This is a genomic window from Streptomyces sp. SID5643 (genome assembly GCF_009872555.1).
GTDB lineage: Bacteria > Actinomycetota > Actinomycetes > Streptomycetales > Streptomycetaceae > Streptomyces > Streptomyces iakyrus.
The window spans coordinates 1-19,533 of record NZ_WWIC01000036.1 but is presented as its reverse complement, the minus strand read 5'-3'; the positions used below and the strand labels follow the sequence as shown (position 1 = coordinate 19,533).

Below are 19,533 nucleotides of genomic sequence, written 5' to 3'. Positions count from 1 at the left end.
GGCCATGAGCATGCGTCGGAAATCGGTAAATCGAAACAGCCCTTTTCTCCACACCATCGTGCCCGTCGACAACACCGGTTTCCCATACCCGACGTATAGGCATCCCTTATGCACATCGCGAGTAATTCCTATTGGAGGCTCACCGCAGACGCATGGCAGAGTCGCCCTGAAACGGCGGACATCGCCGCCGGCCGTACGGCCGGAGAACGGGGCCCCGCCCGAGGAGTGAAGCTGTGGATCTGGGAATCTCAGGCAAGACCGCACTGGTGCTGGGCGGAGGTGGGGGGCTCGGCGGCGCCATTGCGCAGGCCCTCGCCGCGGAGGGCGCCGGTGTTGCCGTGGCGGACATCAGTCCGCAGGCTGCCGAGCGCACCGTCGAAGCGGTGGCCGCGGCAGGCGGAAAGGCCGTGTCCCTGGAATGGGACCTGGGCGATCTGGACGCGATCGACCGGCACATCACGACGGTCGAGAGGGATCTCGGCCCTGTGGACATCCTGGTCAACAACACGGGAGGACCGCCGCCCTCGCCGGTGGGCGGGCAGGATGCGGAGATCTGGTCGCAGCACTTCCGGTCCATGGTGCTGTCGGTGATCGCGATCACCGACCGGGTCGTGCCCCTGATGAGGAGCCGCGGCTGGGGCAGGATCATCACCAGCGCCAGTTCCGGCGTGATCGCCCCCATACCCAATCTCGGGCTGTCGAACGCCCTGCGTGGCAGCCTGCTCGGCTGGTCCAAGACGCTGGCCCGGGAAGTGGCGGCCGACGGCGTCACCTGCAATGTGGTCGTTCCCGGCCGGATCGGCACCCAGCGGACGAAGGTCCTGGACCAGGCCAAGGCCGAGCGCGAGTGGAGGTCCGTCGAGGAGATCTCCGCTGAGAGTGTCGCTTCGATCCCCGTGGGCCGCTACGGTGAACCGCGCGAATACGCCGCTGCCGTCGCTTTTCTCGCAAGCAGTCAGGCCTCTTACATCACGGGCTCGGTCATTCGTGTCGACGGCGGTCTCATCGCGAGCCTCTGAAAGCAGGAATAAGAATTCAAGGAGGCGGAAATGGCAGCGCTGTCCTGCGACACCACCGGCGTCTACGCCATCGCACCGACACCCTTCGCCGAATCGGGTGCGGTCGACTTCGATTCACTCAGCCGGCTGATCGATTTCTACGGATCCGCCGGTGTCACCGGATTGACCCTGCTGGGCCAGATGGGTGAAGCCCCCAAGCTCTCCCACGACGAGAGCGTGCGCATCGTCCAGTACGTCATCAAGCGCACCAACCTGCCCATCGTCGTGGGCGTCTCCGCACCCGGCTACGCCGCCATGCGGGCCCTGACGGCCGACGTCATGTCAGCCGGAGCCGACGGTGTCATGATCGCTCCGCCGAACACACTGCGGACCGATGACCAGATCGTGAGCTACTACGAGGGAGCGTCGGCCGCCATCGGCGGGGATGTGCCGTTCGTGATCCAGGATTACCCGCTTTCCTTCTCGGTCGTCATGTCCCCCACCGTCATCGCCCGCATCGCCGGCGTCGCGCCCGGATGCGTGATGCTGAAACACGAGGACTGGCCCGGCCTGGAAAAGATCAGTGCGCTCCGGCAGTTGCAGGCCGACGGAGCGATGCCCCGGCTGTCGATCCTGTGCGGAAACGGCGGCCTCTTCCTGGACTTCGAGACGGAGCGCGGAGCCGACGGTGCCATGACGGGCTACTGCGTGCCCGAACTCCTCGTCGACGTGGTACGCCACACCACCGCCGGCGACCGTGACGCCGCCCATGACATCTTCGACGCCCACCTCCCACTGCTGCGCTACGAACAGCAACCGGGCGTCGGCCTGGCGGTGCGCAAGTATGTGATGAAGCGTCGCGGCATCCTGGCATCCGACAACCAGCGCAAGCCCGGAGCAGCACTGTCTGCGCGTGCCCGCAGCGAGGTCGACTACCTGCTCACCCGGCTGGCCCGCAAAGACAGCAGGCTTGTGGTGACGGCGTGACTCGCGATGATTCCCCGTTCCGGGGTGCGCCGCCCGGTGCCTGCTCACCGCCTGCGCGACGTGCGACGCCCACTCCAGTAGTTTGATCGAATGCAGCTACGTCAGCTGGAGTACTTCCTCGCCGTGTGGGAGGCGGGCTCCTTCAGCGGAGCGGCCGCGCGGCTCTATGTCACGCAACCCTCACTGTCCCAGCAGATCGGGGCCCTGGAGAAGGAGCTGGGCGCGGCCCTGCTGGAGCGGGGCAGACAAGGGGTGACGCTGACCCCGGCCGGCCGGGTCTTCCTGCCGCGGGCGCAGCAGGTCCTCCGCGTCGTTCAGAACGCGCGGGACTCCGTACGCGAGGTGGTCGAGGGCCGCAAAGGCGACGTTCACGTCCTGACGGTACGATCCGTCGCCTCGGGCATCCTGCCGGCCTCCGCGGCCCGCTGGCACTCGACGTACCCCGCGACCGTGCTGCGGCTGCACGACTACTCGCACCGCCGGGACCTCGAAGAAGCCATGCGCAGCGGAGAGGGCGACATTGCGGTGGGTCCACGACCCCACCCGTGGGAAGGGCCGGTCCATTCCCTCGGGTACGAGGAGATGGTGGTGATCGGTTCCGCCGAGTACCCCGCGGACGCGTCCGCGAGCCCGGCCGAACTGGCCGCCGCCGACTGGGTGCTCTACGAGCCGGAACAAGGCATGAGCGAAGTGATGGACCGACTGGCGGGCCACTTCGGGTTCACTCCGCGCGCCGTGGCACGCACCGGCCAGGTGTCGGCGGCGCTCCTGTTCGCCGTCGAGGGGATCGGTGTGACGGTGGCACCGGAGAACGCGGTGCCTCTGCGCTGGTCGCGCCATGCACGGCGGATCGGGGCCGGGTACTTCCGGGAGCTGGTGGTTTTCAGCAGAAAAGTCCCTTCCCAGCTGGCAGAACGCTATCGGGACATGCTCACCTCTGTGGAACTGCCTCTGACCGTGGAGCGGGATCTGCCCGAAGGGGCAATCCGTTTGCAGAACTCGCCAGGGTGATCGCGCCGCTCTGTCAGGCCTCGTCGCGCAGGTGGGCAAGCCCGCTGAGAAGAAGCTCGAGACCGAAGGAGAACTCTTCCTCGATCGGAACGGGCAACACCCCGGCAACGGTGACGGTGGCCGGGAACAGCTGCGGGTCCACGCTCTGAAAGACGGCCGCCGGCGGGGCGTCGTCGGACTGTGCTGCGCCGCCATGCCCGCTGACCTGTACGGCGAACCCGAGGACGAAGCGGGCCAGGGTCGCAAACGCGTACGCCGCGACTCGCGGCGGAAAGCCACAGTCGAGCAACACCGCGACACAGCGCTCCCGCAGTGCCATGGCGTTGGGTCCCAGGGGAATCTGCTCGACCAGCAGGCGCGCCGCGTTCCGGTGCCGGGCCAAGGCGTCGAACATGGTGTGCGCGACCGTCCGCAGCGCCCGCTCCCAGCCCAGTGCGGCGAGTTCGTCGCCGTTCAGCTCGACGCTGCCGAACATGCGGTCCACGACATGGGCGACCAGCGCTGCCCGGTTGTCGAAGTGCCGGTACAGCGTCGCCGTGCCCGAGCCCAGACGTTGGGCCAGCGTCCGCATCGAGAGAGCGTCCGAGCCCTCCTCGTCCACGATCTGAAGTGCTGTGGCGACGATGCGCTCCAACGGCACCGGCGGCCGCCCCGGGGAACGCCGAGCCGCTGCCGCGTCCGCTCGCGCAGGCACAGAGTCCACCACGGAACGTCCCACCTCCTTGGCCAGCACCATAACAGTAACGCCGTAGCCGATATAGAGGCCGCTGAGCGGACGAGACGCCTGATCAGTTTCCCGGCACGCGGCGGCGAAGGGGCACTGCTCGGGCAACTGTCGTCTCCGATGCCGTGGACAGGCCGATGGCGTTCGGGCGCCCTTCGCGGCCCGCCAGGCAGCAGCCCTGCGCAGCCACCACCGACGGCGCTTCGGCGAAACCCCTCGGCACGCCGGCCGAATTACCGCCTGCACGGGCCTTGACACCTTCTCGCCGAGCGGCAAAGAATTCCCGCTGCAAACACACGGATGAAACGATTCAAAGTCGGGCGTCGCCGCATCCCCTCTCCTTCCCGGTCTCCAGGACGCCCTCCAATCCCCCCAACACCGCACACCGACAGTAGGAGCCCACATGCCCTCTGTAACGCGCCGGTCCATCCTGTGCTCCGCCATAGCCGTGGCGCTCACGCCCACCCTCGGCTCGGCGCTTGTGCCGGGTCTGGCTCCCGTGGCGTCGGCCGCCGTCTCCTGGACCGCGAAGTGGATCTGGGCTCCGTCCAGCTCGACGAACCAGTGGGTGGCGTTCCGCAGATCGTTCACCCTGGGTTCCGCGCCGTCCAAGGCGGTGACGCAGATCGCGGCGGACTCCAAGTACTGGCTGTGGGTCAACGGCACGCTCGTCGTCTTCGACGGACAGCTCAAGCGCGGCCCCGACCGCACCGGCACGTACTACGACGAGATCGACCTCGCCCCGTACCTCACGAGCGGTCGCAACACGGTGGCACTGCTGGTGTGGCACTTCGGCAAGCAGGGCTTCTCCCACAGCAGCAGCGGCAAGGGCGGTCTGCTCCTCCAGTCCGACATCACCACCGGTTCCACCACCACCCGGCTCGTCAGCGACACCAGTTGGAAGCACATCGTCCATCCGGGCTACTCCAACAACACCAGCGGCACCCAGGTCAACTTCCGTCTGCCCGAGTCGAACGTCTACTACGACGCCCGCAACGCCACCGCCATGACCGCCTGGGAGTCAGCCGGTTTCGACGACAGCGCGTGGGGTGCCCCCACCGACTTCGGAGCCGCCGGTGCCGCGCCCTGGAACGGCCTCGTCCGTCGGCCGGTCCCCCAGTTCCGGTATTCGGGCCTGAAGTCCTACGGCAACGCCTCTTCGCTGCCGTCCACGGGACAGGGCGCCACTGCCATCACGGCAACCTTGCCGTCGAACCTCCAGGTCACGCCCTACTTGAAGGTGGACGCTCCGGCCGGCGCGGTGATCGGCATGCAGACCGACCACTACGCCGACGGCGACGGCCTGACCGGCCTCACGCCCGGGGCGGAGAACAACATCCGCGCGACCTACGTCTGCAAGGGCGGGGTCCAGGAGTTCGAGGCGCTGGCCTGGATGAGCGGCACGGCGGTGAAGTACACGATCCCCACCGGTGTCACCATCCTGGATCTGAAGTACCGGGAGTCAGGCTACGACACCGACTTCACCGGATCGTTCAGCAGCAACGAGGCGTTCTTCGACACCCTGTGGGGCAAGGCGGCGCGCACGATGTACGTCAACATGCGCGACACCTACATGGACTGCCCCACCCGCGAGCGCGCCCAGTGGTGGGGCGATGTGGTCAACCAGCTCAAAGAAGGCTTCTACACCTTCGACACCCGCTCCCACGCCCTCGGCGCCAAGGCCATCGCCGAGCTGACCGCCTGGCAGAAGCCCAGCGGCGTACTCTACTCGCCGATGCCGTCCACCATCTGGACCGCCGAACTGCCCGTCCAGATGCTCGCCTCGGTGTGGGCCTTCGGCACGTACCACCTCTACACGGGCAACTCCGATGCGGTCGCCGGCACCTACCCGGCGGTGAAGGCGTACCTGAACCTGTGGAGCCTGGACTCGGCCGGGCTGGTCAACCACCGGGCCGGGGACTGGGACTGGGAGGACTGGGGCACCAACATCGACGCCCGCCTCCTGGACAACTGCTGGTACTACCTGGCCCTGGGCACGGCCATCACCCTCGCCGGTCTCAGCGGCAACAGTGGCGACGTCGCCTCCTGGCAGGCCAAGCGCGACAGCATCAAGGCCAACTTCGACCGCGTTCTGTGGGACACGTCCAAGAACGAGTACCGCTCACCCGGCTACACCAAGGACACCGACGACCGCGGCAATGGTCTCGCCGTCGTCGCCGGCCTCGCGCCCGCCTCCCGACACGCAGCGATCACCGAGGTGCTGCGCACCCACCTCAACGCCAGCCCCTACATGGAGTTCTACGTCCTGGAAGCGCTCTACCTCATGGGGGCGGCCACTGTCGCCGAGGAGCGGATGCGCAACCGCTACGCCGCCCAGGTCGCCGACCCCACCTGCTACACCCTGTGGGAGATATGGGACAAGTCGGGTGGCACCGACAACCACGCCTGGAACGGTGGCCCCCTGTACGCACTGTCCGCCTACGCCGCCGGCGTCCGTCCCACCAAGCCCGGCTGGACCACCTACGAGGTCATCCCGCAGACCGGCACCCTCACGAAGATCAACACGGTCACGCCGACCGTCAAGGGCGACATCCGCTTCGGCATCACGCGCGACGGCGACCAGGTCACCCTGACCCTCACCTCCCCGAGTGGGACGACCGCGCGGGTGGGTGTTCCGACCTACCGCGGCTCATCCCCGGTCATCAAGGCCAACGGAACCACCGTCTTCACGGGGGGCGCCGCCGCCGGCAGCGTCTCAGGCCTCAGCTACGCGAGCAAAGACTCCTCGTACGTCTACTTCACCCTCCAGCCGGGCAGCTGGACGTTCACGGTCACCGGCGCCGGCCGCCTGGACAACCTCGCCCTCGGCCGGCCCGTCACCAGCAACAGCAGCCTGGAGAACGGCGACTGGGGCAAGAACCGGCTCACCGACGGCAAGCTCACCAGCGTGACCGGCGCCAAGGGCTACACCAGCACCGACTTCCCCTCCCCCGACGTCAGCGCGAGCCCTGTCTGGGTGGAGATCGACCTCGGTGCCGACACCGACCTCGACGCCGTACGACTCTTTCCCCGCACCGACACCCCGGCGGTCGGCGGCGGCACCGCGGGCTTCCCCGTCGACTTCGCCATCCAGACCCGCCCCGATGGGTCGAGCACCTACACCACCGTCCGCACGGTCACCGCCGAGCCCAACCCGGGCGGACTCGTGCAGACATACGGGTTCAGAACCACGACCGCCCGTTACGTCCGTCTGCACGCCACCAAGCTCGGTGCCCCTCCCGTCGACGAGACCACCAAGTACCGCCTCCAGCTCGCCGAACTCACCGTACCCACCGCCGCGACCGCCGTCACCGCCAACTACACGCTGGAGAACGGCGACTGGGGCAAGACACGCGTCCTCGACGGCAAGCTCACCGGCGTGACCGGCAGCAAGGGCTTCACCAGCATCGACTTCCCCTCCGCCGACGTCAGCGCCACCCCCGTGTGGATCGAGATCGACCTCGGCGCCGAGCGGGCCATCGGCTCCGTCACTCTCCACCCCCGCACGGACGCCGGCGCAGCGGGCGGCGGCACAGCGGGCTTCCCCGTCGACTTCACGATCCAGACCCGCCCCGCCGGGTCGAACACCTACACCACCGCCCGCACCATCACCGCCGAACCCAACCCGGGCGGAGCCGCTCAGACGTACACCCTCACGTCCGCCACCGGCCGCTATCTACGCCTGAAGGTCTCCAAGCTCGGCAAGCCCGCCTCGGACGAGACCAACAGGTACCGTCTCCAGCTCGCCGAGATCCGCATCAAGTAGCAGTCCATCCCGAAACGGGCGGGCGGTGAGGTCGTTCACCACGACCTGACCGCCGCGCCCGGAGAGAGCGACGACACGGCTCGGCGGTGACAAGCGGCGGTCTCCGCCGCCCACCACCCCGCAGAAGCCGCTGGCCTCCACTCGATATCCGGCAGTCCGTGCAGAGCGTCTAGAGGACGAGCGGACGCGTTTCCCCCGGGGTGCGGCCGAAACGGCTCCGGAAGACACGGGTGAAGTGGGCCTGGCTGGCGAAGCCCCAGCAGTGGGCGACTTCGGCGATCGTCAGATGGCGGGAGCCAGGATCGGCGAGCACCTGCCGGGCCTTGCCGAGCCGCTGTTCGAGAATGTAGCGGGAGGGGCTCACCCCGGTCGGCTGGAAGATACGGCTCAGGTGCCGCGCGGACACTCCGACCGCCTCGGCGACCCTTCCCGAGCTCAGCCCGGGGTCGGCAAGGTGCCGGGCTATGTAGTCCTTGGCCACCGCAAGCTGGGAGAGCGCAGCGGGCGGCGCGCAACCGCCGAGAGCCGGTGCGGCCAGCGTACGGACGAGGTCCAGTACGGTCGCCTGGGTGCTGACCGAGTCCTCGCCCCCCTCCCCCGTCACCCAGTCGGCCAGGAGCGCCTCCAGCGCGGAAGTCTGCGCACCACCGGCCGCCGACGCCCTGCCGAGCAGTATCGGGGCGGACACCTCGCCGGAGGCACATTGCGCGGCGAACACCCCACGGGGGATGTCCACCAGAAGTTGCCGCATGGGAGAGGGGAAACCGAACAGATAGGGCCGACGCGTGTCGTAGAGGATCACGTCGCCCGTCTGCAGGGTGACGCAGCCGCCCTCGTGGAAGAACACCCCGCAGCCCGCTGTCAGCAGCGTGACGAAGATCGAGTCCTTCGGCAGGGTCCGACAGGTCTGCGGGGTCCGTTCGATGACGTGCTCGTTGCCGGCGATCTCTGCCAGCCGCAGGTCGCCCAGCTCGACGTTCGTCTCCGTGGCCAGCAGGCCCTCCTGCGCGTACGACGAGCAGGTCAAGCCCACCAGAGCCTGTCGGTTGTGTTCCTCCCAGAAGTCGATGCGGTCCTCCGGATCGACCGACTGCGTGGACACGCAGGAGACGATAGGCAGGTTCACCTGAATCTCCTTTCCGGCCCGCGCATCCCTGACGTCTGTGAGGCAGGACCGCTCTGCCGTGACGCCAGGGGGCCGATGCGGTCGCTGGGCCGGGTATCGTGCGCTGACGTGCGGAGCCGCCGGAGGTGCCTGGTGGTGTTTCCCATCGAGGGTACCCCCGGTGCACTGCCGCGTCACCGGTCGCGCCCCGAGGCCAGGCCCGGCGTCCGCACTGGCCGGGTCGTGCATGGGCAGCCGGGTGAGAACGGCCGCCGTCCGGCGGGCCGAACGGTTCGGACCGCCGGGGAGCCGTCATCGAGCGGAGATTTTCCGACGGTTGGGAAACGCCCTCGCCCGGGAGGACCGCCCCCGTTGCCGCACGGGGCGGCCGGGGGGGAGCGGGGGGTCGGCCTCAGCACCACTTCAGCCTCTCTTCTCGCGATCCGAGGTCCCCTTCACCGCAGTTCCGGCTGACGCCGCGCACGGAACGAGGTGGTCGAGGCGGTCACGGTGTGCGGCGGGGTCGACCAGGATCTTGACCTGGTTTCCCGGACCGTCCAGCAGCGCCTCGAAGCCGTGGGGGACCAAGGCGTCGAGAGCGATGGTCGAGGTGACGACCGGTGTCAGGTCCAGCCCTCGCTCCGCGACGAGCCGGATGAGTTCCGGATAGGTGTCCCGGTAGCCGACGCTGGCGACGATCGACTGCTCGTTGTTGACCAGTGCGAAGGCGTCCAGGGACACCTCCCCGGCCAGGCCGACGAGGACGACCCGGCCACCGCGCCGGGTCGCGGCCAGGCAGGTGCGCAGGGCGCTCTCGGATCCGACCACCTCGAACGCGACATCGACGCCCTCACCGCCGGTCAGCTCGCTGATCCGCTCCCCCGCGCCTTCCTCCAGGCCCGCGTCGATCAGATCGGTGGCGCCGAGCCCGGCCGCACACCGCAGGCGAGCGGGGGAAACGTCGACGGCGACAATGCGCCGCACATCGCGTTCTGCCGCGAGCCGGACGGTGAGCAGGCCGACCGGCCCGAGGCCGACCACCGTCACGGTCTCCGGGGTGGTTCCGGCACGCCGAAGCGCGTGCAGGGCGACCGAGGCCGGTTCGAAGAGCGCGGCCTGCTCCAGTGACACGGTCTCGGGGAGGCGGTGCGCCATGTAGGCGGGGACGGCGGCGTACTCGGCCATGCCGCCGTTCCCCATCAGCCCGGCGAACCCGAAGTGCCGGCAGATGTTGTACTCGCCTGCGCGGCACCGTGAGCAGGTCCCGCACCGGTAGTTCGGTTCGACCGCCACCCGGTCACCGATCGTCAGGCCGTGCACCGACGGTCCAAGGGCCGCCACCGTCCCGCAGAACTCGTGGCCGAGGATGAGCGGGGCTGTGGTCCCGGAGCCGGGATGCGGCTCCGCGACGGGGATGGCGTGCGGCCCGTCGGCGTATTCGTGCAGGTCGCTGCCGCAGATACCGCAGTAGGCGACCTCGATGAGCACCTCGCCGCGCCGAGGTTTGGGAATGTCCACCTGGGCTATGCGGACATCCCTGGCTGCGTACCAGACAGCGGCCTGCATACGCTGCGTGCCTTCCCTCATTCGGCCGCTCCCGCCGCCACTGAGCCCGAACCGACCGCGACCGCGGCCCGCTCGGCCCGCCGGCGCAGCACCCGCGGCGCGGTCTCCCGCAGGCCGAGGGAGAGCAGGACGACGGCGACGGCGCCGCCGGCGGACATGAACATGGCCGTTTGCAGGCCCCAGACGTCCGACGCTCGCCCGGCGATCATCGGGGCGAGGAAGCCGCCGGCCAGCTCGCCGACCCCCATGACCAGGCCGAGTGCGGTGGCCAGAGCGCCGCGGGGCACTGTCTCGGCGGGGATGGTGGCCATGAACAGGGTGAAGCAGCCGAGCCCGGTGTAGGTGAGCACGACGACCAGGCCGAGCACGACCGGATCGGTGACGTAGACCACCGCGAGCGGACACAGGGCCGCTGTCGCGGAGAAGGCGATCATGGTCGGCTTGCGACCGATGCGGTCGGAGACGGCCGGGGTGAGGAACCCCCACAGCACCCACCCCACGCCCAGGCAGGTCATGACGGCGCTCATGGTGCTCGGGGAGAAGCCCTTCACGGTCAGCAGGTAGGTGGGGGTGAAGGTGACGATGACGATGAACCACGTGAGGTAGCAGCATGCGACCGCCATGCACAGGACGATGTTGCGGTGCCCCAGAACCTCCCGCACCGACGGCTTCGGGGCGGCCGTCGTCTCGGGGACGGCCTCGGAATCAACGGTGGCGACGGGGATCCGGCCGCCGGGCGGCACCTCCCTGACCGACTTGGCGATCCAGGCCGCGATGAGCAACCCGGGCACGATGGTGACGAGCAGGGCGGTGCGCCAGCCGTGCAGCTCGGCCAGCCACACCACCGCCGGCGGAGCGAGGATCCCGCCCATCAGGCCGGCCGACGAGCCCTGGAGCAGCCCCATGTTGAGACCGCGACGGCCCTCCCGGGACGCTTCCACCATCAGCGACTGGGCCAGCGGCAGCACGGCTCCCTCCGCCACGCCCATCAGGGCCCGCGCGACGAGCAGACCGAGGAAGCCGGTCATCAGCCCGCCTGCCGCGGAGAAGCACGAGAAGAGGACCACCGCGGCGATCAGGATGGGCTTGCGTCTGCCGAGCTTGTCCGACAGACGGCCGGCCACCAGCCCGGACAGTGCCCACGTGAGGGCCAGCACTCCGGACAGGGTGCCCAGCTCGGTATGGGACAGGTGGATTTCCTCGCTGATGAACGGAGCGAGGAAGGGCAGCGCCTGGCGGTCGAAGAAGACGAATCCGAAGGCCAGGAAGAGGATCAGCAGCAGCCGGTTCTCATAGCGGTGTGCTGCACCGTTGCCGGCCGCGGGCGCTTGTGCGTCGGGCCGCACTCGGGTACGGATACGTGACATCGGAACCTCGTTCGGAGTGGCGGGACCGAGGTCACCGGAAGAGCGAGTCGACGTAGCCGGCACCGATGCCGACTTTGTCGTAGTGATTCCTGCACAGCTCGATGTAGTCGTGGACATCGAAGTAGCCGGTGGTCCCGCCGTCCTCGTCCAGCCAGATCAACGGACCCTTGACGATGAAGAACGCCTTCATGGGCTCGTCGCTCTCGTAGGCCACCAGCGTGTGCCCCTCGCCCGGGGCCTCGTAGACGAAGTCACCGGCCCGCGCGGTCCAGGGGCGCTCCAGGTAACCCCACTTGCCGGAGATCGTGTACGCGAACACCTCGTGCGGGTGGTAGTGCCGGTTGACCAGTCCGGCCTGCTTGGCGCAGAGGATGTCGGCCCAGGAGTTGTCCTTGACGTTGATCCACAGGGGGCGCGAACCCACGGTGTCGCTGAGCGGCGCGTAGTACCGGTCGTCGTCGGTGGCCACCTGGGACAGATAGACCTCCGGCTGAGCGTCGGGCTTCATCGAGTCGGTGATCGGCTTGAGGCCCTTCCAGAATTCCGACCTGGCTTCCTCGGGCATGTTTCGGCTCCTTTTCGTCGAGGTGGCCGACAGTGAACCCTTAGAACCGAGCTCGGGTCTTTCCCAGGGCGGACATGGCGGGTTGCCTGTTCGGGACATGCGCGGGCCGCGCCCGTCGACCGCGTCACCACCTCCCTTGAGTGATCTTGGTGAGGTGGGACGTACGGCTCAGCGGCGCATGATCACAACGGGCGCGACCTGCCCGACCAAGTGGTCCCCGCGACGGCACGACTCGACGGCTGATTCACCGCCGGACGGCCGCCGCATCGACGGGTTCGACCCCTACGTCCGCCATGCGCGTGACGACGCACGGCATGGTGCATCAGGTCACGAGCCGGTACACCGCGGCTGCGGCGTGCCCGCCGGGCCGGCCGCGGTGAAGCCGAACGACGTGGTGGCGTCCGGTGCAAGGGAGCCGTTGTGGGCGGCATTGCGGACGGTGGCCCGGCCCTGGGCCGCTGACAGAGAACCGTTCCAGAGGCTGGTGACGGTGGAACCATTCAAGTCCCAGGCGACAGACCATCCGGTGAGCGGGCCGGTGCCGGTGTTCTTGACCGTGACCTCCGCCTGGTGGCCGCCGGACCAGGACGAGACGGTCTTGAACTCGGCGACGCAGGTCTCGGGCGCGGGCTGCGGGCCCGGGCCCGGTCCGGGGTTCGTTGCGTAGGTCAGGCCGTGACCGTACGGGAAGAGAGGGTTCTTGCCGTCGCCGTCGTTGATCGGTTGCTGGGACGCGCTGCGCATCCAGGCAAGGGGCAGTTTGCCGCTGGGCGCATGGTCGCCGAAGAGCACGTCTGCTACTCCGCTCCCCTCCGTGCCCGGCAGCCAGGCCGCCAACAGCGCTTTCCAGTCGGACAGTTGGGCGGCGATGTCGAGCGGTCGGCCGGAGACCAGGACCACTACGACAGGCACTCCGCTCGCCTTCAGCCGGGCGAGGGTCTGCAGGTCCTCCTGGTCCAGTTCCATGCTCCCGGGCCGGTCTCCACGCATCTCCGCATACGGTGTCTCCCCGACAACCGCCACGGCGGCCGAGTATCCGGCGTCGATGCCGTTGCCGTAGCGGTTGTACGTGACCTGGGAGGAGCCGGCGGCGGCACGGATGCCCTGAAGAATCGTGGTGCCCTCGGTGATCGGGCCACTGCGGCCCTGCCAGCCAAGGGTCCAGCCGCCGCTCTGGTTGCCGATGTCGTCGGCGGACTTGCCGGCCACGAACAGCTTCGCGTTCTTGGCCAGTGGCAGGACGCCGCCCTCGTTCTTCAGCAGGACCTGCGAGGCGCGTACGGCCTCGCGGGCGAGCGACCGGTGCTCTGCGGATCCGACACCCGTCGTGTACGAGCGGTCGGTGAGCGGGTTCTCGAAGAGGCCGAGTTGGAACTTCTTGGTGAGGATGCGGCGGTTGGCGTCATCGACGCGAGCGACAGGGACCCGCCCGGCGGTCACTTCGGAGCGCAGCAGGCCGAGGAACTTCTTGTAGTCCTGCGGAACCATCACCATGTCCACGCCCGCATTGACGGCGGTGGCGATCTCCGCACCCGTGAAGCCGCTCTGCCCGTCCAGCTGGTCGACGGCGGCCCAGTCGGACACGACGAACCCGTCGAACTTCAGCTCGCCCTTGAGCAGGTCGGTGACCAGGTACCTGTGTGCATGCGATTTCACGCCGTTCCAGCTGCTGTACGAGAGCATCACCGAGCCCACGCCCCGCCGCACCGCCTCCTGGAAGGGCGGTAGGTGGATCGTGCGCAGCTCGGCCTCGGACAGTTCCGTGTCACCCTGGTCGACGCCGCCGGTGGTACCGCCGTCACCGAGGTAGTGCTTGGCGGTGGCCAGCACCGGGGCGGGGCCGGCGCCCAGGGTCTCGCCCTGTAGGCCGGTGATGAACGACGTCATGGACGTGGGCAGTTCGGGCTTCTCGCCGAACGACTCGTACGTGCGACCCCACCTGTCGTTGCGGGCCACGCACAGACAGGGGGCGAAGGACCAGTCGATGCCGGTGCCGGCGACCTCCTCGGCGACCGCGCGCCCGACCCGCCGCACCAAGGCGGGGTCGCGGGCGGCGCCGAGACCTATGTTGTGCGGGAAGATCGTCGCCCCGCGCACCGCGTTGTGGCCGTGCACGGCGTCGATGCCATAGATCATCGGAATGGCGAGGGGGGTGCCGAGAGCCGTGCGCTGCAGTGAGTCGTAGGTGTCGGCCCACGTCCGGGCGTTGTTGGGGCTGACCGTGGAGTCCCCGCCGGAGAGCACCGAGCCGATGCGGTATGCGGCGAGGTCCGCCTGCGGCACCAGGGCGTCCTTCTCGATCTGCGTCATCTGCCCGAGCTTGTCGTCGAGCGTCATCCGGGACAGCAGGTCGGTGACACGGTCTGCCACCGGCAGGGCGGAATCCCGGTACGGCAGGGCCTCGGACCCCGTCGAGGTGGCGGATCCACCGGCTCCAGCGGGCGGTGCCGCGCCGGTCAGGCCGATCACGGTGAGAGCGGCGGCGCACAGGGCGGCGACGAGCGCGGGACGTCGGGAGGACGGAGCGGGGCTCTGGCTCATGGCGTAAGGCCTTTCCGGGGGCGGCCGGAGGAGCGAGGGAGCGGAACGGTTGCCCCGGGGCCCACCCTTTCGGCGTGGGAAGTGGAGGGCAGGCCCGGGGGCGGTCCGGTGAGGAGGTGGTGCGACGTGCCGCACCGGGTCACGCGCAGGCGGTGCCGTTCAGACTGAACCCGCTCGGCCTGGCGAACGAGCCGCTGTAGGTGGCCTGGAAGCCGAACGTCTGGCTGCCACCGGGCGCGATCTGCGCGTTGTGGCCCAGGCCGCTCGCCGTCACCGCCCCCGAGGAGGGGGAAACGGTGGCGTTCCAGGCGTTGCTGATCCGCTGTCCGGAGGGCAGGGCGAAGGACAGCTTCCAGGCGTCCAGGGGGGACGAACCGGTGTTGGTGATCGTGACGTCGGCGGTGAAGCCGCCCTCCCAGACGTTCGGCGCGTAGGTCACCTTGCAGCTCGCCTTCGGGTCGCCGGGGTCACCCGGGTTGCCCGGGTTGCCCGAGCCGCCGGTGTTGACGGTCGACGAGAAGGAGTTCACCGCGAGTCCCGCACCGTTCTGCCACGGCTCGAAACCGGCCTGCACACTGGTCAGGTACCAGTCGTTCTGCGCCATCCCCCGGGAGACGGTCTGCCGGACGAAGTCCATGACGTCGAAGCTCCACCCGCTGATCGCCGAAGGGGCGACGAAGGAGATCACGTCGTTGGAGCCGTTGTTGCCCGTCCACACCTGCCAGCTGCGCCCGCCCACGGAGGCCGTGCCGCTCGGGGAACCGATGGGCTGGATCGAGCCCACCTTGTTGAACCAGATCATGATCTCGGTGCGGTTCACCCCGTCGGTGCGGGGCGTCGGATCCAGCCAGATGTCGTACGAGGCGTTGTACACGGCGTCGCCGACGAAGCCGTAGGAGATGCTGCTGGGCGCGCTGCTGATGCCGTTGATCCGAGCCGGGAGGTTGGTACCCGGTGAGCAGTTGGTGTAGTGGCAGCCGTTGTAGACGGAGGGGTAGGACTTCGGGGCGCCGTTGGTGGGCACGGAACCGTCGGCCTGAGTGACACGGAAGCCTGTGTCGGTGGCGGTGACACACTGCGTCGCGCTGGTCCCCCAGCGGTTGTTCTGGACGACGTAGCGCCCCTGGATGACGGTCGAGCCGAATTGCTGGCAGATGGTGGTGTCGGCCTGCGTCGCCGGCGCGACGGCCACCAGGGCGGCCAGGGTGGCGAGAGCCGTGAGCAGCGCACCGAACAGGGTGCGCGCGGTGAGTGGGTGACGTGGTGACGATCGCATGTGGGGGCCTCTCCGGGAGAGTGGAGCGGACGGGTGACGCACATTCGGAACGCCCCGCCCGATACATGTTGGGAGCGCTCCCACCCATTGCTTCGGTGACGGACTGTAGAAGCGCTCCATGTCCCTGACAACCCTTCGAACGGTGAACGTACGGAAGTGAACTGGAATGGCCAGGTCATGGGTCGACGGGAGGCGCAGTGGTGCTGCGACCACTCGGGCATGTCGGGAATGCTTCCCGAACAGCCCGGTTCCGCGGAAGGCGGTGCGGCTCCCGGTCAGTGCCGTTCGGACCGACGTCGAACGGCAGCATCTCGTCTGATACGCGCACGCGACGCGGTGGTGGGTTGTCCATGCCCGCCACGCCGCCGCCGGACGCGAGGAGTCGTCGGCCCGGGCCCCGCACAGCCTGTCCCGTGGGCGTCAGCCTCGGCCGCGCCGCCGAAACCGTCGTCGAAGCCGAGCCGTTGCGTGGGGAGGCAAGGCCGACCGGTCGCAGCGCCGGTGCACGTCGCGGTCCGCCGGGCCGCCTCGTTCGAGCCGGTCCCGGCGGACGCTCACCGTGTCAGAGGATTACGGCAGCGGCGGGTAGGCGTTCTGCATGAGCTGGCGGAACTGGGCGGAGAACCAGTGCCCGGCCACGGGCGCGTTCGGCAGGGCACCGGTGGGGTTGTTGCCGTTGCGGGGGTTACCGCCGTAGGTGGGGTCGCACATCCGGTCGAAGCCCTTGCCCTCGTCATTGGGGATGGCGGAGCTGGAGCCGTCGGACTCCCCCGGCGGCTTGACCCACACATAGGCGTCGATGCCGGCCGCCGGAGCCGCGGTGTGCCGCTCACCGAGGCCGGCGCCGCTCTGGTTGCACCAGTTGCCGGCGTGGATGCGCCGGTCGATGCGGCTGCCGTTGACGTAGTCGTCGACCGAGGTCTTCGGCCCGGGACCGGTCGGCCGTGCGGCGCCGCCCCAGCCGTTGCGTGAGGTGTCTATGAGCATGCCCAGACCGGAGTTGAAGCCGGCCGCGACGAGCTTTTCCCGCAGAGCGAGTGCGAACGACTGCTCGTCCACGTACTGGTTCCAGTCCACCCACTTGGCCTGCCGAACCGTCTGACCGTTCACCGAGTCGGTGACCTTGTAGTGCGGCTCCTTGGTGGGGCTGGTGTTCGCGGTGTTGACGATGAACCCGGCCACGTCGTTCACGCTCGCGCCGTTGGTGGTGGCGGTCTTGTAGAACTCCTGCACGGCGGGGCCCAGGTTGCTGTCCCAACCCAGCCAGCCGTGGTGGCCGGCGTCGATGTAGTTGTAGACGTTCGGAATGGCGCCGAGCTTGTCGAGAGCGTAGGCGACGCCCTTCTCGTAGTTGCCGTTGGCCTTCATGGCCACGCAGGCGTCGGTGGTGGTGGGGGTGCCGCCGGCGTTGGTGACCAGGTTCGGCAGCGAGTCGGGCTCGATGACGGTGGCGACCCTGAGGGAGGCGTACTTCGACTCGGAGAGGATCGAGGCGATGGGGTCGATGTACTGGGTCTTGTACTTGTCGAGGTCGTTCGGGCCGAGTTCGCCGTTGGACGCGAGGGCGGCGCAGTCGCGTCCAGGAAGGTCGTAGATGACCACCTGGATGACCAGGTCGCCGGAGCCCTTCTGCTTCAGGGCCTCGTCGAGATGGGCGCGCAGACCCATGCCGCCGTTCACACCGTTGATCGCGGCGATGCGGTCGAGCCAGACGGCGGTGGGCTCGTCGGCGATGCGGCTGCCACCCGGCTCTGCGGCGGCCTTGGCCGACCACTCCGGGTTCACATAGGCCTTGGCCCCGACATAGGGGTTGGCCACTCGGCCGTCGGTGCCACCGCCGTTGTCGCCTCCGTCCCCTCCGTCGCCCGGACCGCCTCCACCATCGACGTTGCAGGTCACGCCGTCGAGAGTGAACGTGGCAGGGATCGCGTTGCTGCCGCTGTAGCTGCCCTGGAAGCCGAAGCTGACCGAACCTCCGGTGGCGAGCGTGCCGTTGTATCCCTCGTTGGCGGCGGTGACGGCGGCCCCACTCTGGCTGATCTTGGCGTTCCAGCCGTTGGTGACCTTCTGATTACCGGAGTACGACCACTTCACCGACCAACTCGATTTGGCGGACGCGTTGTTGGTGATGGTGACAGCGGCGGTGAATCCGGTGTCCCACTGGTTCTGCACCTTGTAGTCCACCGTGCAGGGCGCGGCGGCGGCACCGGCGGGTGCCGTAAGGAGCGCAGTACCGGACGTTCCGGTGAGGAGCGCGAGGGCGGCGAGCAATGAGGTCCTGGTGCGACTCATGACTGGGGGTTCCTTCTCCTTCGGGGATGTTTCCTGCTGTTCGACGCGCAGGCGATCACGCAGTGCGGTGCCGCACGACGGCGTTGCACCGTCGCATTCCGAGATCAGCGAGGCTCCGGTCACCGGGCGCTTCGCCGGGACGCCGGGATGTGCACACCCTGCGCGCCACCGGAGACGCCCCGTCCAAGTACAGGCCGTTGACGGTGTGCAGGCGACGAAGTGGTAGGCGCTGGTACTCGCTGCCGGCAGGGGGTGCGCACGTCCGGGCTGCGCACCGCTTCTCGGCGTGCCGACGGCGGTGCTGATCGACCTTCGGATCCTGCTGTGCGCTGCGAAACGGCCCGGGCTGATTCCTCACAGCGTCGGCGGGTGCACACCGGCAGGATCCGGTGTGACGTGCGGGGAGGCTAGGAGCTCGTTGCCGCATACCGCGGCTGCGAGCAGTGAAGATGGGGGGTGTCGCATGAGCGACTCCTTGCAGTTTGGCGCGCCTTGACCGGCGCGTCGACTGATGGAACCGCTCCCACTGGTGCGAGCAAGGTAGCGCCGAACGGCACGGTTGCCCAGAGGTTCCGCGAAACTTTCGATGAACTGAACCGTTCTCCGTCTTCGACTCTTCAAGCGCCTTGACCGCTGTCATGCTCATCCCCATTATGGGAGCGCTCCCACTGGCCAAGACTTGTCCTTCCCCGAGCCGTTAGCCGCTAGGAGGAACCAGTTCATGGATCCCGGACGCAATCGCAGAACAGTTCGGCGGGTGTGGACCGCCGTGGCGGCCGCTTTAGCCCTACCCCTGTCGATGCTGGCCGCCGGCTCACCGACCGCGCAGGCGGCGGCACTTCAGTGCAGCGTCGACTACAAGACGAACGACTGGGGTTCCGGTTTCACGGTGGACCTGACCCTCACCAACCGCGGCACGGACGTGATCGACGGCTGGACGCTGACCTACGCCTACTCCGGCAACCAGAAGCTGGGCAACGGCTGGAACGGCACCTGGTCGCAGTCCGGCCAGACCATCACCGTGAAGAACGCCGCCCACAACGCGCGGGTGGCGGCGGGTGCCGCCGTCTCCGCCGGTGCCCAGTTCTCCTACAGCGGCTCCAACACCGCGCCGACGTCGTTCTCGGTCAACGGCACCACGTGTACCGGCGCGCACCAGCCGCCGATCGCCGTGCTGACCAGCCCGAGCGCGGGTGCCGTGTACACCCAGGGGCAGGCGGTGCCGCTGGCGGCCACCGCGGCCGCCGCGGACAGCGCCACGATCAGCAAGGTGGAGTTCTACGACGACACCAGGCTGCTGGGCACGGACACGAGCGCGCCCTACGCGCTGTCCGT

Annotated in this window: 13 protein-coding genes; 5 read left to right on the top strand and 8 right to left on the bottom strand. The window is 68.7% G+C overall.

The features are described 5' to 3' along the window. Positions 1-233: 233 nt before the first annotated feature. The 3 genes from GTY56_RS03940 (at position 234) to GTY56_RS03930 (ending at position 2,996) form a co-directional block, all read left to right on the top strand. Positions 234-1,019, top strand: coding sequence for an SDR family oxidoreductase (locus GTY56_RS03940; RefSeq protein WP_161362493.1), 786 nt, complete (start codon positions 234-236; stop codon positions 1,017-1,019). Between the two features lie 30 nt (positions 1,020-1,049). Next, positions 1,050-1,985: a dihydrodipicolinate synthase family protein gene (locus GTY56_RS03935; protein WP_161362492.1), complete on the top strand. Its 936-nt coding sequence runs from the start codon at positions 1,050-1,052 to the stop codon at positions 1,983-1,985. 90 nt (positions 1,986-2,075) lie between these two features. Beyond that, positions 2,076-2,996 (top strand): LysR family transcriptional regulator, encoded by a 921-nt coding sequence (locus tag GTY56_RS03930; protein WP_161362491.1) that lies wholly within the window; start codon positions 2,076-2,078, stop codon positions 2,994-2,996. 13 nt (positions 2,997-3,009) lie between these two features. Here GTY56_RS03930 and GTY56_RS03925 read toward each other — a convergent pair whose 3' ends face one another. After that, positions 3,010-3,636, bottom strand: a complete 627-nt coding sequence (locus GTY56_RS03925; protein WP_161362513.1) for a TetR/AcrR family transcriptional regulator C-terminal domain-containing protein — start codon at positions 3,634-3,636, stop codon at positions 3,010-3,012. Between the two features lie 487 nt (positions 3,637-4,123). Between GTY56_RS03925 and GTY56_RS03920 the strand changes: the two genes are divergently transcribed. After that, the gene (locus tag GTY56_RS03920; protein ID WP_202509712.1) at positions 4,124-7,486 is read left to right on the top strand and encodes an alpha-L-rhamnosidase-related protein; all 3,363 of its coding nucleotides are present in this window, start codon (positions 4,124-4,126) and stop codon (positions 7,484-7,486) included. 169 nt (positions 7,487-7,655) lie between these two features. Here the strand turns inward: GTY56_RS03920 and GTY56_RS03915 are convergent, their stop codons facing one another. The 7 genes from GTY56_RS03915 to GTY56_RS03885 all read right to left on the bottom strand — a co-directional run bounded on the left by GTY56_RS03915 (position 7,656) and on the right by GTY56_RS03885 (position 18,198). Next, complete coding sequence (locus tag GTY56_RS03915) at positions 7,656-8,612, bottom strand: helix-turn-helix domain-containing protein (protein ID WP_346345410.1); 957 nt, start codon at positions 8,610-8,612, stop codon at positions 7,656-7,658. A 402-nt stretch (positions 8,613-9,014) separates the two neighbouring features. Beyond that, entirely contained in the window at positions 9,015-10,109 is a 1,095-nt protein-coding gene (locus GTY56_RS03910; protein WP_346345409.1) for a 2,3-butanediol dehydrogenase, read from the bottom strand. Positions 10,110-10,174: 65 nt separating this feature from the next. Continuing rightward, positions 10,175-11,524 (bottom strand): MFS transporter, encoded by a 1,350-nt coding sequence (locus tag GTY56_RS03905; protein ID WP_161362486.1) that lies wholly within the window; start codon positions 11,522-11,524, stop codon positions 10,175-10,177. Positions 11,525-11,555: 31 nt separating this feature from the next. Continuing rightward, positions 11,556-12,089, bottom strand: a complete 534-nt coding sequence (locus GTY56_RS03900) for a 2,4'-dihydroxyacetophenone dioxygenase family protein (protein ID WP_161362484.1) — start codon at positions 12,087-12,089, stop codon at positions 11,556-11,558. A gap of 327 nt (positions 12,090-12,416) precedes the next feature. Further along, the gene (locus tag GTY56_RS03895) at positions 12,417-14,630 is read right to left on the bottom strand and encodes a glycoside hydrolase family 3 N-terminal domain-containing protein (protein WP_161362482.1); all 2,214 of its coding nucleotides are present in this window, start codon (positions 14,628-14,630) and stop codon (positions 12,417-12,419) included. 139 nt (positions 14,631-14,769) lie between these two features. Beyond that, positions 14,770-15,906, bottom strand: a complete 1,137-nt coding sequence (locus GTY56_RS03890) for a glycoside hydrolase family 12 protein (RefSeq protein ID WP_161362480.1) — start codon at positions 15,904-15,906, stop codon at positions 14,770-14,772. Positions 15,907-16,476: 570 nt separating this feature from the next. After that, positions 16,477-18,198: a glycoside hydrolase family 6 protein gene (locus GTY56_RS03885; RefSeq protein ID WP_161362478.1), complete on the bottom strand. Its 1,722-nt coding sequence runs from the start codon at positions 18,196-18,198 to the stop codon at positions 16,477-16,479. A gap of 721 nt (positions 18,199-18,919) precedes the next feature. Between GTY56_RS03885 and GTY56_RS03880 the strand changes: the two genes are divergently transcribed. After that, a partial coding sequence (locus GTY56_RS03880) for a cellulose binding domain-containing protein (protein WP_202509711.1) occupies positions 18,920-19,533 on the top strand: 614 nt, incomplete at its 3' end.